Origin of the sequence: Mycobacterium hainanense (assembly GCF_041890355.1) — a bacterium.
Taxonomy (GTDB): domain Bacteria; phylum Actinomycetota; class Actinomycetes; order Mycobacteriales; family Mycobacteriaceae; genus Mycobacterium; species Mycobacterium hainanense.
In genome coordinates this window covers 4,574,321-4,595,479 of the sequence record NZ_CP169059.1, presented here as the reverse complement: position 1 = coordinate 4,595,479, position 21,159 = coordinate 4,574,321, and the positions used below count along the sequence as shown (strand labels likewise).

The window sequence follows — 21,159 nt, the reverse complement described above, 5'->3', positions numbered from 1 at the left end:
ACCGGGAATTGATGCCCGTGCGCGCACCAGTGACCCCGGCGACGAATTGGCAGTCATTGTCGTTGCTGTTGGTCGAGGACGACCGCGCCGACGCCGTGCTGGTTGAAGACCTGATCGCCGACGCCGTCGCCGATATCCGGGTCGTGTGGGCGCAGTCGATGGCCCACGCCGAACGCGAGCTGGCCTCCGCCCGGCCCGACTGCGTGCTGCTGGACCTGCACCTGCCCGACGCCAACGGCATCGACGCGCTGGACCGCATCGCCAAGCACGACGCCACCGTCCCGATCGTGGTGCTGACCGGACTGAACGACGAGTACTTCGGGGCGTCCGCGGTCGCGGCGGGCGCCCAGGACTATCTGGTCAAGGGCCGGGTCGAGCCGGAGATGCTGCGGCGCGCGCTGCTGTACGCGATCGAGCGCAAGCGGGCCGAGCTCATCGCGGCCGACCTGCACGCGACCCGGCTGCGGGCCCGGGAGAACGCGCTGCTGGAGCGCGGGCTGCTGCCCTCCCCGCTGCTGCTGGACAATCCGGGCGTCGACATCGTCGCTCGGTACCGGCCGAGCCGCGAGGACGCGTTGCTGTGCGGGGACTTCTACGACGTGGTCCAGACGACGGATCGGGTCGTGCACGTGCTGATCGGCGACGTGGCGGGCCACGGGCCGCACGAGGCCGCCTTGGGTGCGGCCTTGCGGATCGCGTTCCGCGCGCTCACCCTCGCCGGCGTGCACGGGGTGGAGCTGATGCGGCAGCTCGAGCGGGTGCTGCACTCGGAGCGAACGGACACAGGCGTTTTCGCGACCGTGCTCAGCCTGGAGATCCCGGCCGACAGCACGCGCATCACCGCCATCCGCGCCGGCCATCCGGGGGTGCTGTTGCAGCACGACGGCGCCGTGGAGTGGGTGGAGCCGCCGGGCGGTCCCGCGCTGGGCCTGCGCGCCGACGACGAGTGGCCGCGGTTCGAGATGGATCTGCCCGCGGGTCAGGGCCTGCTGCTGCTGACCGACGGGCTGTTCGAGGGGTATTCCGGAGAGGGCAACCGACGCCTCGGCGAGGACGGTCTGCTCGCGCTCGCGCGGTCGCACGCGGCCAAGCCCGGCCCGGAGTTCGTCGACGCGCTCATCGACGGCGCGCAGGAGCTGGCCCAGTCGCATGGGGGACTCACCGACGACATCGCCGTGCTGCGGGTGGAAAGGACCATTGCGTGACCCCAAGGTTGCGCCGCCTGCGGTTCTCGGAGCTCACCGTGCGCGGATGGCAGGCCCTCGTCCTGGTCAGCATGGGCGTGATGGTGCTGGCCGGCGCGGTGGTCGGGGCGCTGCTGCTGAACCGCACGGACCAGATGACGCGCGAGCTCGCCGACAACATCCAACCGGCGCGCGTGGCCGCCTTCCAGCTGCAGGCGGCTCTGCGCGACCAGGAGACCGGCATCCGCGGCTACCTGATCGCCGGGGATCGGCAATTCCTCACGCCGTACTACGACGGGCAGCACAGCGAACAGGCTGCGGCGGCAGAGATCCGGCGCAGGCTGGGCCAGCGCCCGGACTTGATCGGTGACCTGGACGCGATCGAGGACGCCGCGGCCAGGTGGCGGGAAAGCTATGCCGAACCGGTGATCGCCACCGTGCTGCCCAACGGCAAGAACGTCAACAGCAAGCCGTCGGCGGAGCGCGGCAAAGCCCAATTCGACCATCTGCGAATGCTTTTCGACAGGCAGGACGTGAACCTAGCCGCCGCCCGATCGACCGCGTCGGACGAACTCAAACGCGTCGACGCCTGGCGCGACAGGGCTCTCGGCGCCATGGTGTTGTTGTTCTTCGTCACCGCCGGGCTGCTGGGGTTCTTGATCCGGGACACCGTCGCCCGGCCGCTCGCGGCGCTGGCCGCAGCCTGCCGGCGGATCACGGAGGGCAGCTTCGAGGAACGCATCGCGGCACCGAAGCGGCCCAAGGACGTACGCGACATGGCGATCGACGTGGAAAACATGCGCAAGCGGATGGTCGAGGAGCTGGAGATCTCACGTTCGGCCCAGGCGCAACTGGACGAACAGGCGGCCGAATTGCGCCGGTCCAACACCGAACTCGAGCAGTTCGCCTACGTGGCGTCGCATGACCTGCAGGAGCCGCTGCGCAAGGTCGCCTCGTTCTGCCAGCTGCTGGAGCGGCGCTACGGCGACCAGCTCGACGAGCGTGGCATCGAATACATCGGCTTCGCGGTCGACGGGGCCAAACGGATGCAGGCGCTGATCAACGACCTGCTCACCTTTTCGCGTGTCGGGCGGCTGGGCACCACGGAAACCGACGTGAACCTCGACACCACGCTGGACTCCGGCCTGGCCAACCTGGCCGTCGCGATCGAGGAGTCCGACGCCGAGATCGTCCGGCCCGACTCCCTGCCGCGGATCAAGGGCGACCCGATGCTGCTGACCATGCTGTGGCAGAACCTCATCGGCAACGCGGTGAAATTCCGGCACAAGGACCGCACGCCCCGCGTCGTTATCGAGTGCGCACCGGGCACCGACACTCATGAGCATGAATGGGTGATCACCGTGTCGGACAACGGCATTGGGATCCCGGCGGAATTCGCCGACAAGGTCTTCGTCATCTTCCAGCGCCTGCACGGCCGCGATGTGTACACCGGAACCGGTGTTGGCCTGGCACTGGTCAAGAAGATCGTCGAGCACCACGGCGGCACCATTCGAATTGATACGACCCGCACCGAGGGGACGCGGTTCGAGTTCACGTTGCCCATGATCGAGCCCGAGCAGGAGACGGACGCGGAGGCGCCACGCACGGCCGCTTTGGAAGGAGCGCACGAATGACATCACCCGGTAGAGCGATCGACATCCTGCTCGTCGAGGACGACCCGGGGGACGAGCTGATCACGCGAGAAGCGTTCGAGCACAACAAACTCAACAACCGGCTCCACGTCGCGCACGACGGCGAGGAGGGCCTCGACTACCTCTATCGGCGCGGTCAGTTCGCCGACGCCCCGCGGCCCGACCTGATCCTGCTGGACCTGAACCTGCCGAAATACGACGGCCGTCAGCTGCTGGAGAAGGTCAAGTCCGACCCCGACCTGGCCCGCATCCCGGTGGTCGTGCTCACCACCTCCTCGGCGGAGGAGGACATCCTGCGCAGCTACAAGCTGCACGCCAACGCCTATGTCACCAAACCCGTTGACCTGGACCAGTTCATGAAGGCCGTCCGGCAGATCGACGAGTTCTTCGTCCAGGTGGTGCGGCTGCCCAACCAGTGATGGTTTACGACGTGGGCTGCGGCGCGGTGAGGAACTCGTCGTTGTGCTGACCTGGCGCGGGCGGCGGCTCGGCGGCCACCGCGTCGAAGCTCGAGTAGCGCGCGGGCATGCGGACCACCGTGAGGGTGTCCTCGCCGCTGCCCACCCGCAGGGCGAGCTCGTTCTCCGCGAACAGCGGGGTGTCCACCACCTGCTTCCAGGTGTAGGCCAGGCAGGCCATCAGGCCGCCCTCTTGAAGCAGCTCAACCCATTCGGCGGCGGGCTTGGCCGCCAGCGCCGACTCGAGCTCCTCGGTCAGCTCGGGGTAATTCATTGCGCGCGAACGCTGGTCGGCGAACCGCTCATCGGTCAGCAGGTCGGGACGGCCGATGATCTCACACAGCTTCGCCCAGTGCTTCGGCACGTACGCGCTGATCACCAGGTACCCGTCGGCGGCCTTGAACGCGTCCGAGGGTTGCGTGGCGAAGCCAACTCCCTTGCGCTTCTTGGCTTTCGGTGCCGCGTCGGGCTTGGGCGCCTCGCTCGGCTTGTTCAGGTGGATCGTGAGCTGGCTGGCCTGCAGGTTGACCGCAACGTCGTACATGGCCACCCGCACCACGTCGGCGACCCCGTGGCGCTCGCGGTTGAGCAGCGCGGCCAGCACCGCCTGGGCCAGCACGTGACCGCTGGCGGCGTCGACCAGCTGGAAGGGGATGATCTGGGGCTTGCCGGTCGGTGTGGGCATCCCGGTGGTCATGCCCGACTCGGCCGCGACCATCAGGTCGACGCCCGGCCTGCTGCCGTGCGGGCCGTTGCCGCCGTAGGCCGACAGCCGCGCGTAGATCAGCCTCGGGTTGCGGGCGCGCAGGGCGTCGGGGCCCAGGCCCATCCGTTCCATCACGCCGGGCCGAAAGCCCTCCAGTACGACGTCGGCCGTGTCGACCAGCCGCAGGATCTGCTGCTTGGCCTCGTCGTCGGTGAGGTCCACCGCCACCGACTTCTTGCCCCGGTTGTGCGGCAGAAACAGCGTGGGCAGCGGCGGGCGGCCGGGCAGCACCGCGGTGATCTGCCGGGCCGCCTCACCGTGGGGCGCCTCTACCTTGATCACCTCGGCGCCCAGGTCGGCCAGTACCTGCCCGGCCAGCGGCCCGGCGATGTTCTGGGTGAAATCGAGCACCCGGAATCCGTCAAGTGGCTTGGCGGGCGTGCTGTCTGCCATGGGTGGCCTCCCGTCAACGGGCCCCGTGCAACTCTGCGATGCAGTAGTAGTTCTGGGCGAACGGCGCACCGGGGTCGGTGCGCTGCAAAGGTAACCCGTTGTCGGCCAACAGCTGATTCAGGGGTGTGCGAGTCGGGCGCCAGCCGTGCCGCTCCAGGTAGGTCGCCGCGTCGTTGCGCTCGCCTGGGAAGCCGAGGTCGCCCAGCGCGATGTCCAGGCCGTTGTCCCGCCACTTCTGGCTGGCCGCGTTCAGGGCGTCCCCGTTGGCGCCGGAGTTGATGAAGACCTCGGCCACCAGCCGGCTGCCGGTGGCGCTCAGCGCGGTGATGTCGTCGAGCAGCCGGTCCTGCGCCTCGGGCGGCAGGAAGCCGAGCAGTCCCTCGGCGGCCCATGCGGTCGGCTGCGCGGTGTCGAACCCGGCCTGGCGCAGCGCCGACGGCCAATCGTGGCGCAGGTCGATCGGGACGGCCCGCACCTCGGCGGTGGGTTGGGCGCCGAGCTCGGCGATGGTGGCGGTCTTGAACTCGATCACCTGCGGTTGGTCGATCTCGTAGACCGTGGTGCCCGCCGGCCAGGGCAGCCGGTAGGCGCGCGCGTCCAGGCCCGAGGCCAGGATCACCACCTGGCGTATCCCCGCGGCACCCGCCTCGTCGAAGAAGGCGTCGATGTAGCGCGTGCGGGCGGCCAGCATGTCGGTCATCCGTTGCATGCCCCACGGCGCCCCGGGCTCGTCGACGTCGGCGGAGTCCAGTTCGCCGGCAGCCCAGCGCGTCATGAAGTCCACCCCGACCGCCCGCACCAGCGGCTCGGCGAACGGGTCGTTGATCAGCGCGTCCCGGGTGGCCCGTGCCCGTCCGGCGGCCACCATGGTCGCGGTCGCCCCCACGCTCGTGGCCAGGTCCCAGCTGTCGTTATCGGTGCGCGTCATCGGCAATCGTCCCTTTCCGTGTAGTCGTTAGCCAGAATAACGATGGTGACCAAAGACCTCCGCCCGTAGTGGCGTTGCGCCCTTATTCGACGCGGGGCGGGGCGGCAGCATCGACATGTGCGAATTCTTCGGCGAGCGGATGCGGAAGCCCGGTCACTGCTTCTCTATGCCCGGTCCGGGGGATTGCGGTGGATACCGCCCGGCCGCGTCGTGCCGGTGCTGGGTGCCGTTCGGCGCTACGGCATCCTGGGGGCGGCGACGGCCATCGCCGCCGGCCGGGACCCCCACGGGGTGGCGCTGATCGACGAGCGCGGCCCGCTGACGTTCGGAGAGCTGGACCGCCGGACCAACGCGCTGGCCAACGAGTGGCGCCGGCGCGGCCTGGGCCCGGGTCACGGCGTGGCCATCCTGGTCGGCAACCACCGCGGGTTTCTGGAAGCCGTCTACGCCGCCGGCAAGTGCGGTGCCGGTGTCCTGCTGCTCAACACCGGGTTCGGCGCCCCGCAGCTGGCCGGGATGCTGGCCTCCGAACGCGCCGATCTCCTGGTCTACGACGAGGAGTACGGCGCCGTCGTCGCCGCCGCCCGGCCGCCGCTCGGCCGGTTCCGGGCCTGGACGGAGACGCCCGATCCCGACTCGCTCGACGCGCTGATCCAACGGGGTGATCCCAGCGCGCCGCCGGCCTCCGGCGGGCGGCCCAAGATCGTCATTTCGACCAGCGGGACGACCGGAACGCCGAAGGGCGCCGCACGGTCGGAGCCGTACTCGCTGATACCGGTCGGCGGCCTGCTCGGGAAGGTCCCGTTCCGGGGGCGGGAAGTCACCGAATGCTGTGTGCCGCTGTTTCATTCGATGGGATTCAGCCACGCGATGTACGCGATGGTGCTGGGCTCGACTCTGGTGCTGCGCCGGCACTTCGACGCCCGGCAGACGCTGGTGAGCCTGGTCGAGCACCGGGCCAGCGCCATGATCGTGGTGCCGATCATGTTGCGGCGCATCCTCGATCTGGGCCCTGCGGCCCTGGCCGCGCACGACCTGTCGGCGCTGCGCATCGTATTCGTCGGCGGCTCCCAGCTGGGCGCCGCGCTGGCCACCCGGGCGCTCGAGGCGCTCGGGCCCCTGGTTTACAACATGTACGGGTCGACCGAGGTCGCCTACGCCACCATCGCCACGCCCGCGGACCTGGCCGTCGCGCCGGGCTGCGTGGGCGCGGTGGTGCCCGGCTCGATCGTCAAGGTCTTCACCGACGACGGGCGCGAGGCGCCGCCGGGGACGCCGGGGCGCATCTTCGTGGGCAACGTGCTGGCCTTCGAGGGCTACACCGGGGGCGGTACCAAGGAGTCGATCCGGGGCCTGATGTCCACCGGCGACGTCGGTCACTTCGATGCCGAGGGCCGACTCTTCATCGACGGGCGCGACGACGAGATGATCGTGTCCGGTGGGGAGAACGTCTACCCGGGCGAGGTCGAGGAGGCGCTCTCACACCACCCCGGCGTCTCCGACGTCGCGGTCGTCGGCGTCGACGACGAGGAGTTCGGGCAGCGGTTGCGCGCCTACGTCGTGGTGCGGCCGGGTGTGACGCTGACCGAGGACGACGTCAGGGAGTACGTGCACAACCGGTTGGCCCGCTTCAAGGTTCCCCGCGACGTGCTGTTCGTCGACGCGCTGCCCCGCAATGCGGGCGGAAAGGTGCTCAAGCGCGTACTGATTGGTCGCGTTTGACACGGTTGTGTTACTAGCTGGTGTCCCGGCCCGCCGCCGGACGAGATCGCGGCTAGCCTCGCGCAATGACCACGTTCTCGCTCACCGTCGAAGGCCGCGCGCTTGCCGCGACGCGGGACGCCGGTTGGCGGCGCAGCGCCCAGTGGGCGCGGCGCCTGGCGTGGCTCAGCCTGGTCGCGGTGCTCGTCGAGGGCGGCGTCGGGCTGTGGCAGGGCCTGGCGGTCGGGTCGGTGGCCCTGACCGGGTGGGCGCTCGGCGGGGTGTCCGAGGCGCTGGGCAGCGCGATGGTGGTGTGGCGGTTCAGCGGGGCTCGCACCTTCTCGGCGGACGCCGAGCGGCGCGCCGGGCGCGGTGTCGCGGTGTCGTTCTGGCTGACCGCCCCGTACATCGCCGCGGAATCCGTGCGCGAGCTGACCGGTGACCACCACGCCGAGGCCTCGGCGATCGGGCTCGCGCTGACCGCCGCCGGATTGCTTCTGATGCCGATCCTCGGTCGGGCCAACCGCCGCCTGGGCGCGCGGCTCGATTCGGGCGCCACCGAGGCCGAGGGCATGCAGAACTACCTGTGCGCCGCGCAGGCGGGCGGGGTGCTCGTCGGGCTGGCGACGGTGGCGCTGTGGTCCGGCGGCTGGTGGATCGACCCGGCGATCGGGCTCGGCGTCGCCGGCGTCGCGGCCTGGCAGGGTGTGCGGGCCTGGCGCGGCCACGAGTGCGGCTGCTGCTGAGCTGCCTAGTCGAGCCGGTACCGGATCAGCCGGGAGCTGTTGGCCACCACCGCGACCGACGACGCGTTGTGCAGGATTGCGGCCAGCACGGGGGACAGTGCGCCGCCCGCGCCGATGATCAGCCCGGCGGCGTTGACCGCGATCGACATGCCGTAGTTCTCCCGGATGACGTCCACGGCGCGGGCGCCCAGGTCCCGCACGTCGAGCAGGCGATGCAGGTCGTCGTTGGCCAGCGCCACGTCGGCGGTCTCCACCGCGACGTCGGTTCCGGCGAGGCCCATGGCGATCCCGATGTCGGCGGCCGCCAGCGCCGGGGCGTCGTTGATGCCGTCGCCGACCATGCCGACCACGTAGCCGTCGTTCTGCAGACCGCGCACCACCTCGAGCTTGTCCTCCGGCATCACCTCGGCGCGCCACTCGTCGATGCCCAGCTCCTCGGCAACCACCTGGGCGATGTCGGGATGGTCGCCGGTCAGCATGACGATGCGACGAATCCCGTTGTCCCGCAACTGTTTGAGCACCTCGATCGCTTCGGGGCGCACCTCGTCGCGCAGGCTGATCAAGCCCACCAGCTTGCCGTCGACGGCCAGTAGCAGCGGGGTCTCGGCCTGGCGCCGCAGCCTGTCCACCCACTCCGAGGCCTTCTTCGACACCCGCACCTTCTCGGCGCGTAACAGCCCGGGGCTGCCGAGCAACAGGGTGCGGCCGTCGGCCCAGGTGCGCATGCCCAGGCCGACCAGCACCTCGCACTCCTCGTGCGGCGGGATGGTGATATGGCGCTCCTCCGTCGAGCGGATCACCGCCTCGGCCAACGGATGACGGGAGTGGATCTCCGAGCTGGCCGCGTACGCCAGCACCTGCTCTGGCTCCCAATCCTTGTGTAGGGCAATGATGTTGGTGACGACGGGGCGGCCGACCGTCAGCGTGCCGGTCTTGTCGAACACGATCGCGTCCACCCGGCCGGCCTGCTCGAGGTGCGATCCGCCCTTGATCAGGATGCCGCGGCGCGCGCCGTTGCCGATCGCGGCGCTGATGGCCGTCGGGGTGGACAGGCCCACCGCGCAGGGGCAGGCGATCAGCAGCATGGTCATTGCGCGGCGCACGTCTCCGGTGACCGCCAGGGTGAGGGCCGAGACGATGAACGAGGTGGGAACGAAACGGCGGGAGAAGTTTTCGCCGACGGTCTGGATGGGCGCCCGGTCGTGCTGCGCCTCCTCGACGCGGGTGATGATGCGCCCGATCGCCGTCTGGTTGCCGACGGCCTCCGCACGCACTACCAGGCGCCCGCGCACCACGACCGACCCGGCGTGCACATGCGCGCCGGCCACGACGGAAACGGGCAGGTTCTCGCCGGTGATCGCGGACTGGTTGACAATGGCCTCGCCGTCGACGACCTCGCCGTCGACCGGTATCGCGACGTGGTCGTGGATGATCACCTCGTCGCCGATCTCCACGGTGTCGATGGGAACCTGGACTTCTGCTCCGTCGGCCAGCCGGATCCAGGCCGTGTCCTGGCTGCCGCGCAGCAACTCCGAGATCGCCCGCCGGGTGCGGCGCAGGGTCAGGTCCTGCAGGTACTCACCGATGTTGAGCAGCCACAGCACCGTGAGCGCCACCACGTTCTCGCGCAGCACCAGGCTGGCGACCGTCGCCGCCGACACCAGGGCGTCGGTGCCGGCCCGGCCCGAGCGCAACGACCGCAGCGCCCCGCGCAGGAAGGGGTAGCCGGTGAAGATGGTGACGCCGGTGGCCAGGATCCGGCCGTTCGGGCCTAACAGCGGCGGCCGGGCGAACACGTAGCGGCGCACGCCGAGCAGGGCCAGCGCCGCACCGCCGACGACCATCCGCAGCACGTCGGTGTTGCGGATCTCCGACGAATGCGGCGCGCGGGCCGGGATCAGCTCGGCGGCGACGTGCGCGGCGGAGCCGATCGCCGCCAGCACCGCGGCGCGATCGCAGCGCCGGGGCGAGTACCAGACGACCACCGATCCGGTCCGCGGATAGGCGTGCACCACGCGCACGCCGTCCTCCTTGGCGACGGCCTCCTCGACCGCCACCGCGCGCCGGGAGTTGCCCCGCAGCCAGTCGACGGAAACCCGCATGCGCCCGGCCGCATCCGAGATCACCTGCAGCGCAGGGTCTTTCGGGCGGACCGGCTCAAGGTCGGTGGCGAGCGCCATCGAAGCGGGGATCAGTGGTCGTGCTGGTGGACGTCGGCGACGGCAGGGGTGGGCGCTTCCTCGCCGATGCGCTCGCGGGCTTCGGCCATGACGTCGGCGATTTTGAGCCGGGCCGACTCGGCGGCCTCCTCGGCCTTGCGGGTGCCACGCAGTCCGAGCTCGGCCGCCGACACCGCGGTCTCGTGCAGCGGCGCCTTGGCCACGGCCTTACGCACCACCTCGTAGGCCGTCACGCCGACGAGGCCGGTGACCACCGTCGATGCCGCCTTTGCCAAGAGCGCGTACCCCGCCATTGCCCGGACCTCCTTGTCGTCGCAGCGTCAGCTGATGCTCGCTCGACGTTAACATCGAAATATAGCGATATCAATATGAATCGGCCCCTAGAGTACCCGGGTGACCTTTTCGGTCTCGATCCGGCGCGGCAGCGCCGACGGGTCGGGATGGGCCACCTGCACCAGCGACGCGCCGACAGCCAGGACCGCCAGCAGGCCGTCCACCAGTTCCTGGGGACTCGACCACGCGGCGGTGGACAGGACCCGGTCCTTGGCCGTCAATCCCCTTGCGGCGGCCGAGCTTTGGCAATCGGCCAGCACCTCGCCGACCGACCGGCCGGCCAGCGCCGGCCCGGGATGGCGTTCGGCGACGATCTGGTCGCCGTGCACGCGCACGGCGGTGGCGTAATCGGTGACGCCGATCGGCAGGTCGGCGGCCGGGCGGCCGAACGGGTCCAGCGACAGCACGGCCACCTCGCCGGCCATCGAGTCGGCCTCGTCCAGCCGCTCGGCAGTGCACAGCGCGAGGTCCGCCGCGCCAGGTTCGAGCGCGGCCTCGGCGCCGATCCACCACACGCCGAACAACACGGCCGCCGTCTGCCAGTGCGCCGGCAGCAGGATCGCGACCCGGCTGCCCGGGCCCGCGCCCAGCTCGTCGCGCAACAGGTTGCCGGTCTTGGCCGCCCAGTTGGCCAGCGTCACCGCGGATAGCTCGATGCGCTCGCCGCTGGCGTCGTCGTAGTAGGTGATGCGCGGTCCTACCGGATCGGCCCGCAGTATCGGGTCCAGGATGGCGCCGGAGAGCGTGCTCAGTTGATGCACTCGGGCTTGTCGGATCCGGCGGTCAGGATCGGCGAGGGGGCCGGGACGTTGGGGTCGGCCGCCACCGCACCGACGTTGGACACCTTGGCGGGCATCACCGTCCCGGTGCCGGACAGGCCCGAGCCCGGCCCGCTGTAGTCGTTGCCCAACACCACCCGGACCGAGCCCGGCGCGACGGAGGGGTCGGCGACCACCGGCAATCCGCCCAGCTCCTTGGACACCTCCTGGGCGCCCAGATCGTCGGTCTTGGCGGCCCGCACCTGGCTGCCCTTGACGTGGCCGCCGTCGTTGTTGCCGACGGTGCCGGCGCCAAATCCCTTGGACGTCAACACCTGGGACACCGCCGACGCCAGCCCGTTGATGTCGGTGTCGTTGACCACGCTGGCGGTCGTCTTGGCCGGGGTGTAGGCGATCTCCTCGGTCTTGCCCTGCTCCTGGTCGTGCAGCAGCCCGCTAACCCAGTCCTGGACCTGGTGCGGGTCCACCCGTACCACGCTCTGCATGCCGTCGTCGCTCCAGCCCGCGCCGTCCAGCACCGGGATGGTGGCGAACGCGACGTTGCCGCCGGCCAGTTTCTGCATCTGCTGCACGAAATCCATGACGTCCCAACCGGAGGAGATCACCACCGAGCGCTGCACGGCCGCCTCCAGACGTTTCAGCGTCGTGGGGCTGGACAGCGTCTTGCCGGAGATCACCCGGTGGGCCAGCGAGGCCATCACCACCTGCTGGCGCACCACCCGGTCCAGGTCACCGCGCGGCAGCTCGTGGCGCTGACGGACGAAGCTGAGCGCCTCCGGCCCGTCGAGCCGCTGCGGGCCGGCCGGGAAGTCGGCGCCCGAAAGCGGTTCGAACACCGGCTCTTTGAGGCAGACGTCCACGCCACCGAGCGCGTCGGTGATCAAGGAGAAGCCGAGCAGCCCGATTTCGGCGTAGTGGTCGACGGTGACGCCGGTGAGGTCGGCGACGGTCTTGATCAGCGCCTCGCGCCCGGCCTCGGTGCCCTGCGCGGCGGCGTCCTCGGCCGAGTCGCCGGCCTTGACCAGGCTGGTGCGTTTGGCCTCGCGGGTCTGGCCGTAGACGCCGTTGATCTTCGTCTTGCCCAGGCCGGGGGCCGCGACGTAGGAGTCGCGGGGGATCGAGATGGCGGTCGCCGACTTCCCGTTGTTGGGGATGCGGATCAGGATGATCGTGTCGGTGTTGGTCGCTTCCTCGTCGCCGGCCCGCAGGGTGGCCAGTTCCTCCTGGGAGAGCGGGTTGCCGTGCGCGTCGGTGCGGCTGTCGAGGCCGACCAGCAGGATGTCGATCGCGCCGTCGTCGCCGCCCTTGCCGAGCGAGGGTGCGGACATGTGGAAGATGCCGTCCTCGAAGGAGCGGACGTTGCTCCAGGCGAGCCCGGTGCCGAGGACGACAACGAGCGTGAGCGCAGTGGCAATCACACGAACCACACGTTGCACAGGCATCCCACTAGGTTACTTGCGGCACAGGCGCTTCGCGGGTAGCGAAGCCCCGCGCGCCCCGGCCGTCGCCCGTGCGTTTCCACGCATGCCAAACTCAAACCATGTCGAGCAGGATCGTGATCGCCGGTGCCGGGGGGCAACTGGGCCGCTATTTGCGCTCCCTCGCGGCCGGTCAGGGCCGTGACGTGCTGGCCATGACGTCGTCGGAGTGGGACATCACCGACCCCGCCGCCGCCGAACGGATCGTCTCCCGCGGCGACGTGGTGATCAACTGCGCGGCCTACACCGACGTCGACGGCGCCGAGAGCGACGAGGCCGCCGCCTTCGCCGTCAACGCGACCGGGCCGGAGAACATCGCCCGCGCCTGCGCGCGCGCCGGCGCCCGGTTCATCCACGTCTCCACCGACTACGTCTTCAACGGCGACTTCGGTGGCGCCGACCCGCGTCCGTACGAGCCCAGCGACCCCACCGCGCCGTCGGGCGTGTACGGGCGCAGCAAGCTCGCCGGGGAAGAGGCCGCGCTGGCGGCGCTGCCCGACGCCGTCATCGTCCGCACCGCCTGGGTCTACACCGGCGCCGACGGCAAGGACTTCGTCGCCGTCATGCGCCGCCTGGCCGCCGGGGACGGCCCCGTCAACGTGGTCGACGACCAGGTCGGGTCGCCCACCTACGTCGGCGACCTGGCGGAGGCGCTGCTGCAGATCGCCGACGACGGCGTGCCAGGGCCGATCCTGCATGCCGCCAACGAGGGCGCGGTGTCCCGCTTCGAGCAGACCCGCGCGATCTTCTCCGAATGCGGCGCCGACCCCGAGCGCGTGCGGCCGGTCAGCACCGCGGAGTTTCCCCGGCCGGCGCCGCGCCCCACCTACTCCGCGCTTTCGGGCCGTGAGTCCGCCGCGGCGGGCCTGCGGCCGTTACGGCCCTGGCGCCCCGCGCTTGTCGCGGCGCTCGCGAGGGCCGATCGACCGTTACCCTCGACGCGTGACTGACGTCCTGCCGGTCGTGACGGTGACCTACTCACCGGGCCCTCACCTCGAGCGCTTCCTGGCCTCGCTGTCGCTGGCCACCGAGCGGCCCGTGTGCGTCCTGATGGCCGACAACGGCTCCACCGACGGGACGCCGCAGGCCGCCGTCGAGCGCTACCCGAATGTGCGGCTGTTCCACACCGGGGCCAACCTCGGGTACGGCACCGCGGTGAATCGCGCGGTCGCGCAGCTCGCCGATTCGGGGGAGGTCGACGACGACTGGGTGATCGTGGCCAACCCGGACGTGCAGTGGGGCCCGGGCAGCATCGACGCCCTGCTGGACGCCGCCACCCGCTGGCCCCGCGCCGGCGCCCTCGGTCCGCTCATCCGCGACCCGGACGGGTCGGTGTACCCGTCGGCGCGGCACCTGCCGAGCCTGGTCCGGGGCGGCATGCACGCGGTCGTCGGGCCGGTCTGGAAGCGCAACCCGTGGTCGGCGGCCTACCGCCAGGAGCGGTTGGCGCCCAGCGAACGCCCGGTCGGCTGGTTGTCCGGCTCCTGCCTGCTGGTCCGCCGGTCCGCCTTCGCCCAGGTCGGCGGGTTCGACGAGCGCTACTTCATGTACATGGAGGACGTCGACCTCGGGGACCGGCTCGGCCGGGCCGGCTGGCTGAGCGTCTACGTGCCGTCGGCGGAGGTGCTGCACCACAAGGGCCACTCCACCGGGCACGACCCGGCGAGCCACCTGGCGGCCCATCACGCGAGCACCTACCTGTTCCTGGCCGACCGGCACGCGGGCTGGTGGCGGGCGCCGCTGCGCTGGGTGCTGCGGGGCTCGTTGGCGGTTCGGTCCCGGCTGATGGTGCGCGGCGCGCTACGGGATCGGAGACGGAAACTGGCGGAAGGGCGGCGCGCACATGGCTAACCCGCAAGTCGATGCGGTGATCCTGGTCGGCGGCAAGGGCACCCGGCTGCGGCCGCTGACGCTGTCGGCGCCCAAGCCGATGCTGCCCACCGCGGGGCTGCCGTTCTTGACCCACCTGCTGTCGAGGATCGCCGCCGCGGGCATCGAGCACGTCATCCTGAGCACGTCGTATCAGGCCGCGGTGTTCGAGGCGGAGTTCGGCGACGGGTCCAAGCTGGGCCTGCAGATCGACTACGTCACCGAGGACAGCCCGCTGGGGACCGCCGGCGGCATCGCCAACGTCGCCGGTCACCTGCGCCACGACACCGTGCTGGTGTTCAACGGCGACGTGCTGTCGGGTTCCGACCTCAACCAGATGATCGACTTCCACCGGGCCCAGCACTCCGACGTCACCCTGCACCTGGTGCGGGTCGGCGACCCGCGGGCGTTCGGCTGCGTCACCACCGACGAGAACGGCCGGGTCACCGCGTTCGTCGAGAAGACGCAGGACCCGCCGACCGACCAGATCAACGCCGGCTGCTACGTCTTCGAACGCGCCATCATCGACCGGATCCCACGCGGCCGCGAGGTGTCGGTCGAACGCGAGGTGTTCCCGGCCCTGCTCAAGGACCCCGACGTCAAGGTCTGCGGCTACGTCGACGCCACCTACTGGCGGGACATGGGCACACCGGAGGACTTCGTTCGGGGGTCGGCGGACCTGGTGCGCGGCATCGCGCCGTCGCCGGCGCTGCACGGCCACCGCGGCGAGCAGCTGGTGCACGACGGCGCGGCGGTGTCGCCCGGCGCGGTGCTGGTCGGCGGCACCGTCGTCGGCCGGGGCGCCGAGATCGGGCCCGGTGTGCGGCTGGACGGCGCGGTGATCTTCGACGGCGTCAAGGTCGAGGCCGGCAGCGTGATCGAGCGCTCGATCATCGGCTTCGGCGCGCGCATCGGCCCGCGGGCGCTCATCCGCGACGGCGTGATCGGCGACGGCGCCGACATCGGCGCGCGCTGCGAGCTGCTGCGTGGCGCCCGGGTCTGGCCGGGCGTCTCGATTCCCGACGGCGGGATCCGGTACTCGAGCGACGTCTAGGCGCGGCTCCCGCCGCCGAGCGTCACGCGCGGCGCAGGGCTTGGCCCACCAAATACGCCAGCGCATGGTCGGTGCCGTCGGGCAACCCGTCGGCCGGCCACCACCGCAGGTCCTCCGACTCGTCGCTGATCGCGATCCGCGCGCCGGCCGGCGCGCGCGCCACGAACTGCAGGTCCAGGTGACGGGTGGGCACGCCCAGCGAACAGGTGACCGGGTGGACGTGCACCGCGGCCAGCCGCGGTTCGATGCGCAGGCCGTCGACGCCGGACTCCTCGGTGGCCTCGCGCAGGGCGGCGGCGACGATGTCGGCGTCGTCGTCGTCGCAGTGCCCGCCCAGCTGCACCCAGCGGCCCAGCCGCGGATGCAGCGTCAGCAGCACCCGGGCGGCGGTGTGGTCGAGCACCAGCGCCGACGCGGTGACGTGGCCCGGCACGCACTCGCGGCGGCACGCGTCGGGACGGGCGAGCGCGAAGGCCAGGACCGCGTGCCGCAACGAATCCTGCTCGGCGTCGGGTGCCTGCCAGTCGGACAGCAGCGCGATCGCCGACTCCCGAACGCTCACCGGGCACCCCGCCGCGTCCGGCGATCCCGCAGCGCGGCCCACGCCGCGCGGCACTGCTCCACCACCTCGGGCTGCAGCCCCAGGCCGTCGATCAGGACGTGGCGGTCGACGAGGTCCAGCGCCTTCTCGGTCTCGTTGGCCTTCAACAGCAGGTCGACGTCGCCGGCCAGCTCCGGGCCGGCCAGGGGCGGTGGGGGGATGGGCAGCTGCTCGGCCTCGCGGGGTTCCAGCTCCAAGATCCCGCCGCCGTAACTGCGGCCGATGATCTCGGCGAAGGCGAACGTCACGCTGTTGTGGAAGACCGTCGCCAGCGCGGTCGCGTCGACCCCGGCGGCGAGGCGGACCCGGTGCACCGTGTCGGTGCTCGTCGCGGCGGCGGCGTTGACGGTCAGCCGCGGCGCCAGGTGAATCTGCCGCAGCAGGAACAGGTCCGGGATCCACAGCGACGGCGTGCCCCACCATGGCGTGCGGATCGAGCACTTGTAGCCCCGGTGCACGCCGGCGGACTCCCCGGCCCGGATGTGTGCGACCAGCGCGGGGTCGCCGGGGTCGCGCGGCGCGTCCAGCAGCCAGGTCCGACGCCCCGCCGCGACATCGCCTGCCCGGCAGTCGCTGTCGTAGACCAGCCCGGACAGCTGCGCGCTGCGCGAGACGAGCGGCACGCAGTGCGACAGCAGCCCGAGTTCGCGGGCCTGCGCGTCGGCGAACGTGAAAAAGCTGTTGCGGCCCGTGACGATGCCGACGTCGACGTCGGCGACCAAACCGAGCCGCGTCATGGCCGTCGAGCCCTTGAGCGATCGCAGCAGCCGGATCGCGTCCGGGCGCAGAAAGTACTTGGTCCACTTCTCGTTCTCGTGCAACAGCGCCGGAGCCCAGTCGACGTTGAAGTCCGCGCGCGCGAGCGCGTGCGCGTCGGTCAGGTGCAGGGTGCGGATGCGGGCCGGCCCGGCGCCCGCGACCCCGCAGAACAACACGACCTCCTGCAGGACGCCGTCGAACACCAGGCGCTCGAACGTCACCAGGGTGATGTCGCTGAACCGGCGCAGCAGGAACTCGCGCAGCTGGGCGGCGTAGGAGACCTGAAGCAACTCGGCCGGCAGCACCAGGCCCACCCGGCCGCCATCGCGCACCAGGATCGAGCTGGCCACCACGAAGGGGACCCAGGCGTTGGTCAGGCGGCTGGGCCGTAATCCGGCGCGCCGCATCAGTTCCAGCGCCGGATCGCGTTGCTCGGCCACCCAGTTGCCGAACCGGATGTAGGGCGGGTTGCCGGCGACGCCGTCCCAGCCGCCGGGCTCGCCGGTGGCGAGCCAGCCGAACAGGTCCGCGGTGTCGACGGGCGCGAATTCGCTTGCCTTGGCCGCCTCTTCGGCGACCAGCTCGACGCCGCGGGGCCGTCCGCCGAGGGCGGCCAGCTCGCGCAGAATGGCGCCGTCGCCGCAGGAGGGTTCGACGATGCGGGGTCCGGCTTCGCGAACCCAGCGGGCCAGGAAGCGGGCGACGGGCGCGGGCGTGTAGTAGCCGCCGCGGGCCTTCTCGGCGGACGCCGCCGTCTTGCCCGCGAATCTCATGGGGCCAGTATCACTTGCGGATCAACAAATCCCCGGTGTCCGCGGCGTCGCGCGGGCCGGCGGGCTCGTCGGGGTAACCGATCGCGACGGCGCCCAACGGCTCCCAGTCGGCGGGCAAGTCGAGTTCGGCGCGCACCAGGTCGGGGGCGAAGATCGTCGAGCCGATCCAGCAGCTGCCCACCCCCCGCACGGCCAGCGCGACGAGCAGGGCCTGCACGGCCGCCCCGACGGCGACGGTGAACATGGTGTGCTCCGCCTCGGTGCGGGCGGCGTCAGGATAGGTGTGCGCGCCGTCGAGGACCAGCATCGGGATGACGACCTCGGGCGCGTCGTAGAGGATCTGGCCGCGCGCCACCCGGCGTTCCACCGAGTCGGCGGGCCGGCCGTCGCCGGCGAGGTCGGATCGCCACTTGTCCTTCATGCGGTCCAGCAGCCGCCGCCGGACGTCGGGAGTCTGCAACCACACGAAGCGGACCGGGCGGGTGTGGTGCGGGGCCGGCGCGGTGAGGGCCTCGGCGACGGCGGCTTCGATCAGCTCGGGCGCGACGGGCTCGGCGCTGAACTGGCGCACCGACCGGCGCAACAGCTGCGCCTGCCGGCGCCCCATGTCGAGAGCCTCGGCGGTGCCGAGCCAGAACAGGTCCTCCTCGCCGGGCCGCAACAGCTGCCGGGCGGTCGACCCGTCGTCGGCCACGGTGAGGCCGCGCACCACGGCCACCGGCATGGCGGTCAGCTTGCCCTTCACCAGATCGGCTGCGGCCGCCACCTCGTCGGCCACCGCGATCTCGGTGACCACCAACTCGTTGCCGTGCCGGTCGACGGCACCCGAATACCCATGCAGCACAGCCAGACCCGACGAACCCACCGCGGCGTCGATCTGGCCGTTGCGCCACGCGCGGCCCATCGTGTCGGTGATGACCACGGCCACTTCGACGCCCAGCCGCTCGCGAAGCCCGGCCCGCAGCGCCGCGGCGCTGGCGTCCGGGTCGACCGGCAGCAGCGCGAGTTCGTCGCGGCCCACGTTGGATCCGTCCACGCCCGCGGCGGCCTGGATGAGGCCGATGCGGTTCTCGGTGATCAGCGTGCGGCCCTTGCGCGCCAGCACCCGCACCGCCTCGTCGTCGACGAGCTTGCGCCTCAGTTGGTCCCGCTCCTCGGCGTCCTGCGGCGCCGGCACCAGCCGCCCCTCGCACTTGGACACCACCTTGCTGGTCACCACCACGACGTCGCGGTCGCGCAGCCAAGGCGCGGCCGCGGCCAGCGCCGCGCTCAGGTCGTCACCGGGCCGGAATTCGGGAAGCCCGGGGACGGGCAGGATCTCGATCGCCGCGCCGGTGCCGTGTTCCGTCACGGGGCCACGCCCGCGAGTTCGAGGCCCGCCCGCACCATCTCGGCGGTCGCTTTGGGGTCGGTCATCAACAGCGGCACGGCGGCCACCGCCACGCCCTCGATGTCGGCGTGATCCCCCTCGTGCACCAGCCAGCAGTCCAGGATCCCGGTGCCGCTGCGCCCCCCGTAGTGCCGTCCGACCGCCTCCGCGGTGGATTCCACCCCGATCACCGACAGGCACGCATCTGCCATGCCGCGCAAGGGTTTTCCCCCGATGATCGGGGAGTAGCCGACGATCGGGGCGGTCGCCGAGCGCAACGCGGCGCGAATCCCGGGGACGGCCAGGATGGCGCCGACGCTCACCACCGGGTTGGAGGGCGCCAGCAGGATGGCGTCGGCGTCGGCGATGGCCGCCACCGCTTCGCTTGTGGCGGTGGCTTTTTCGGCGCCGACGAAGGCGAAGCCGTGCGTGGGCACCTCGGCCCGGTAGCGCACCCACCACTCCTGGAAGTGGATCGCGCGGCGCGTGCCGTCGTCGGGATCGGTGATCACCACGTGTGTCTCGCAGCGGTCGTCGCTCGCCGGCAGCAACCGAGCGCCGGGCTGCCAGCGGTCGCACAAGGCGGTGGTGATCTGTGACAGCGGGTAGCCGGCGTTCAGCATTTGGGTGCGCACCAGGTGGGTGGCGATATCCCGGTCGCCGAGCCCGAACCAGTCCGGCTGCACGCCGTAGCGTGCCAATTCCTCTTTGGCGTGCCAGGTTTCGTCGCGATGACCCCACCCGCGCTCCGGGTCTACCCCTCCACCTAAGGTGTACATGCAGGTGTCCAAATCCGGGCAGACCCGCAGTCCATGAATCCAAGCGTCGTCGCCGATGTTGACGATTGCGTTAAGTTCGTGGGTGCCGGCTCCCGCGTCTGGGTGCTGTTGCGATCCGAACTGACCGAGCCCGAGCAGCTGTTGAATACCCAGCAGGAATCGGGCGCCGCCAACCCCGCCGACCAGAACGGTGACCTTCACGTGGACGACAGTACTGCCCGGCGACCTTGCGGTGGCGGGGCCGTTACGCGGCCCTTAAGCATAGTCGTGTGCGATGTGATCGACACGCCGAACGCGCAAAACAACGGAAACGCCGTAATTCGATCACGAGATGGTATGGAAATGCGCCGTAACGCTTGACCCGGCAGGTCAACCCGTGTCTAATCACAACAGTGTCATTTCCCGGTTGGCCGGCCGGTTCCGGTGTCGCAGACCGAGATTCGATCACTTGTTCGAATTGTCTGTACACATCAGAAATAGTGGGAACCACTCACTCTCTCAATCAAACTGAGGAGGCGGACGACCGTATGTCTTACGAACATCTTCGAGGAGTCATGGCGAGCACGCCGCACACCCCCATCGTCTCGGCGCCGGTCCGACCGGCCCGGCCGCACTTGACCGTGGTTCCTGATGCGCCAGTCGCATTCGAGCCCGAGCCGATGCCGGCCCCCGTCGCGGACCAGTGGCAGGACCGGGCGCTGTGTGCCCAAACCGATCCCGAGGCGTTCTTCCCGGAGAAGGGCGGCTCCACCCGCGAGGCCAAGAAGATCTGCCTGGGGTGCGAGGTACGCCACGAGTGCCTGGAGTACGCCCTGGAGCACGACGAGCGCTTCGGCATTTGGGGCGGGCTCTCCGAGCGCGAGCGCCGGCGCCTCAAGCGCGGCATCATCTGAGGCGCCGAAGGCGCCTGAACGCCAGGGCTATTCGTCGTCGATCGTCGGGTCGATGACCGACGGCTCCACGTCGAGGTAGATGGCCACCTGGGCCACCAATATTTCGTGCAGCAAATCACCGAGTTCGACGGTGTCCTTGGCCCGTCGCTCAATAGGCTTGCGAAACAGGACTATTCGCGCCCGCGTGGCGTTGCCGCGGACGTCGACGCCCGCCGGAATCAATCGCGCCAGCGGGATCGGCCCGTCGGCGATGACCTCCGGCGGCCACTGCACACTGTCGGGATCCTTGGCCGCGATGCGGGGGATCTCGTCGACCGCCACGTCGAGGTCGCCCAGGCGCGCCTGCCAATTGCGCTCGATGGGTTCGTAGGCCTCCAGCACCGCCATGTCGAACCGCTCGGCCCGGCTGCGCCAGCCGGGCACCGTCGGCGGCAGCAGCGGGCCGCGCACGTCGCGGCCCCGCC

Annotated in this window: 20 protein-coding genes; 9 read left to right on the top strand and 11 right to left on the bottom strand. The window is 70.9% G+C overall.

The genetic code is table 11. The annotated features are described in order from the left end of the window. The first annotated feature begins 11 nt into the window (after positions 1 to 11). The 3 genes from ACEL92_RS21525 (at position 12) to ACEL92_RS21515 (ending at position 3,255) form a co-directional block, all read left to right on the top strand. A complete protein-coding gene (locus tag ACEL92_RS21525) occupies positions 12 to 1,205 on the top strand; it encodes a PP2C family protein-serine/threonine phosphatase (RefSeq protein ID WP_374022662.1) in 1,194 nt (397 codons plus the stop codon). Positions 1,206 to 1,276: 71 nt separating this feature from the next. After that, a complete protein-coding gene (locus ACEL92_RS21520) occupies positions 1,277 to 2,818 on the top strand; it encodes a CHASE3 domain-containing protein (RefSeq protein ID WP_374026323.1) in 1,542 nt (513 codons plus the stop codon). Continuing rightward, on the top strand, positions 2,815 to 3,255 hold the full coding sequence (locus ACEL92_RS21515) for a response regulator (RefSeq protein WP_374022661.1): 441 nt from the start codon (positions 2,815 to 2,817) through the stop codon (positions 3,253 to 3,255). Before ACEL92_RS21520 ends, ACEL92_RS21515 begins: the two co-directional genes overlap by 4 nt. Before the next feature lie 4 nt (positions 3,256 to 3,259). Here ACEL92_RS21515 and ACEL92_RS21510 read toward each other — a convergent pair whose 3' ends face one another. After that, positions 3,260 to 4,453, bottom strand: a complete 1,194-nt coding sequence (locus ACEL92_RS21510; protein ID WP_374022660.1) for a CoA transferase — start codon at positions 4,451 to 4,453, stop codon at positions 3,260 to 3,262. Between the two features lie 13 nt (positions 4,454 to 4,466). Next, positions 4,467 to 5,381, bottom strand: a complete 915-nt coding sequence (locus ACEL92_RS21505) for a class I SAM-dependent methyltransferase (protein WP_374022659.1) — start codon at positions 5,379 to 5,381, stop codon at positions 4,467 to 4,469. 117 nt (positions 5,382 to 5,498) lie between these two features. Between ACEL92_RS21505 and ACEL92_RS21500 the strand changes: the two genes are divergently transcribed. Then, positions 5,499 to 7,103, top strand: a complete 1,605-nt coding sequence (locus ACEL92_RS21500) for an AMP-binding protein (protein ID WP_374022658.1) — start codon at positions 5,499 to 5,501, stop codon at positions 7,101 to 7,103. Between the two features lie 65 nt (positions 7,104 to 7,168). Then, positions 7,169 to 7,828 (top strand): cation transporter, encoded by a 660-nt coding sequence (locus ACEL92_RS21495; RefSeq protein WP_374022657.1) that lies wholly within the window; start codon positions 7,169 to 7,171, stop codon positions 7,826 to 7,828. A 5-nt stretch (positions 7,829 to 7,833) separates the two neighbouring features. On the opposite strand, the gene ctpC is transcribed toward ACEL92_RS21495, so the two are convergent. The 4 genes from ctpC to ACEL92_RS21475 form a co-directional block, all read right to left on the bottom strand. Then, positions 7,834 to 10,008 carry a manganese-exporting P-type ATPase CtpC gene (gene ctpC, locus ACEL92_RS21490; protein ID WP_374022656.1) on the bottom strand — a complete coding sequence of 725 codons (2,175 nt, stop codon included), beginning with the start codon at positions 10,006 to 10,008 and terminating at the stop codon, positions 7,834 to 7,836. Positions 10,009 to 10,019: 11 nt separating this feature from the next. Next, positions 10,020 to 10,301: a DUF1490 family protein gene (locus ACEL92_RS21485; protein ID WP_066949897.1), complete on the bottom strand. Its 282-nt coding sequence runs from the start codon at positions 10,299 to 10,301 to the stop codon at positions 10,020 to 10,022. A gap of 87 nt (positions 10,302 to 10,388) precedes the next feature. Next, complete coding sequence (locus tag ACEL92_RS21480) at positions 10,389 to 11,102, bottom strand: TIGR03089 family protein (protein ID WP_374022655.1); 714 nt, start codon at positions 11,100 to 11,102, stop codon at positions 10,389 to 10,391. Continuing rightward, complete coding sequence (locus ACEL92_RS21475; protein ID WP_374022654.1) at positions 11,090 to 12,562, bottom strand: LCP family protein; 1,473 nt, start codon at positions 12,560 to 12,562, stop codon at positions 11,090 to 11,092. Before ACEL92_RS21475 ends, ACEL92_RS21480 begins: the two co-directional genes overlap by 13 nt. A 98-nt stretch (positions 12,563 to 12,660) precedes the next feature. On the opposite strand from ACEL92_RS21475, the gene rfbD reads away from it, so the two are divergent. Genes rfbD through ACEL92_RS21460 form a run of 3 tightly spaced genes read left to right on the top strand, consistent with a single transcriptional unit; the run spans position 12,661 to position 15,521 of the window. Then, positions 12,661 to 13,548, top strand: coding sequence for a dTDP-4-dehydrorhamnose reductase (gene rfbD, locus ACEL92_RS21470; protein ID WP_374022653.1), 888 nt, complete (start codon positions 12,661 to 12,663; stop codon positions 13,546 to 13,548). Next, entirely contained in the window at positions 13,541 to 14,449 is a 909-nt protein-coding gene (locus ACEL92_RS21465) for a glycosyltransferase family 2 protein (protein ID WP_374022652.1), read from the top strand. Before rfbD ends, ACEL92_RS21465 begins: the two co-directional genes overlap by 8 nt. Beyond that, positions 14,442 to 15,521 carry a sugar phosphate nucleotidyltransferase gene (locus ACEL92_RS21460; protein WP_374022651.1) on the top strand — a complete coding sequence of 360 codons (1,080 nt, stop codon included), beginning with the start codon at positions 14,442 to 14,444 and terminating at the stop codon, positions 15,519 to 15,521. Before ACEL92_RS21465 ends, ACEL92_RS21460 begins: the two co-directional genes overlap by 8 nt. Before the next feature lie 22 nt (positions 15,522 to 15,543). Here the strand turns inward: ACEL92_RS21460 and ACEL92_RS21455 are convergent, their stop codons facing one another. Genes ACEL92_RS21455 through cofD form a run of 4 tightly spaced genes read right to left on the bottom strand, consistent with a single transcriptional unit; the run spans position 15,544 to position 20,003 of the window. Next, the gene (locus ACEL92_RS21455) at positions 15,544 to 16,083 is read right to left on the bottom strand and encodes an NUDIX hydrolase (protein ID WP_374022650.1); all 540 of its coding nucleotides are present in this window, start codon (positions 16,081 to 16,083) and stop codon (positions 15,544 to 15,546) included. Further along, entirely contained in the window at positions 16,080 to 17,654 is a 1,575-nt protein-coding gene (locus ACEL92_RS21450) for an Eco57I restriction-modification methylase domain-containing protein (RefSeq protein ID WP_374022649.1), read from the bottom strand. Before ACEL92_RS21450 ends, ACEL92_RS21455 begins: the two co-directional genes overlap by 4 nt. A gap of 10 nt (positions 17,655 to 17,664) precedes the next feature. Then, positions 17,665 to 19,005, bottom strand: a complete 1,341-nt coding sequence (locus ACEL92_RS21445; RefSeq protein WP_374022648.1) for a coenzyme F420-0:L-glutamate ligase — start codon at positions 19,003 to 19,005, stop codon at positions 17,665 to 17,667. After that, entirely contained in the window at positions 19,002 to 20,003 is a 1,002-nt protein-coding gene (gene cofD, locus ACEL92_RS21440; RefSeq protein ID WP_374022647.1) for a 2-phospho-L-lactate transferase, read from the bottom strand. Before cofD ends, ACEL92_RS21445 begins: the two co-directional genes overlap by 4 nt. A gap of 353 nt (positions 20,004 to 20,356) precedes the next feature. Here cofD and ACEL92_RS21435 point away from each other — a divergent pair, with 353 nt between their 5' ends. Then, positions 20,357 to 20,695, top strand: coding sequence for a WhiB family transcriptional regulator (locus ACEL92_RS21435; protein WP_007168083.1), 339 nt, complete (start codon positions 20,357 to 20,359; stop codon positions 20,693 to 20,695). A gap of 27 nt (positions 20,696 to 20,722) precedes the next feature. Here ACEL92_RS21435 and ACEL92_RS21430 read toward each other — a convergent pair whose 3' ends face one another. Then, a complete protein-coding gene (locus tag ACEL92_RS21430) occupies positions 20,723 to 21,145 on the bottom strand; it encodes a metallopeptidase family protein (protein WP_374026322.1) in 423 nt (140 codons plus the stop codon). Positions 21,146 to 21,159 lie beyond the last annotated feature (14 nt).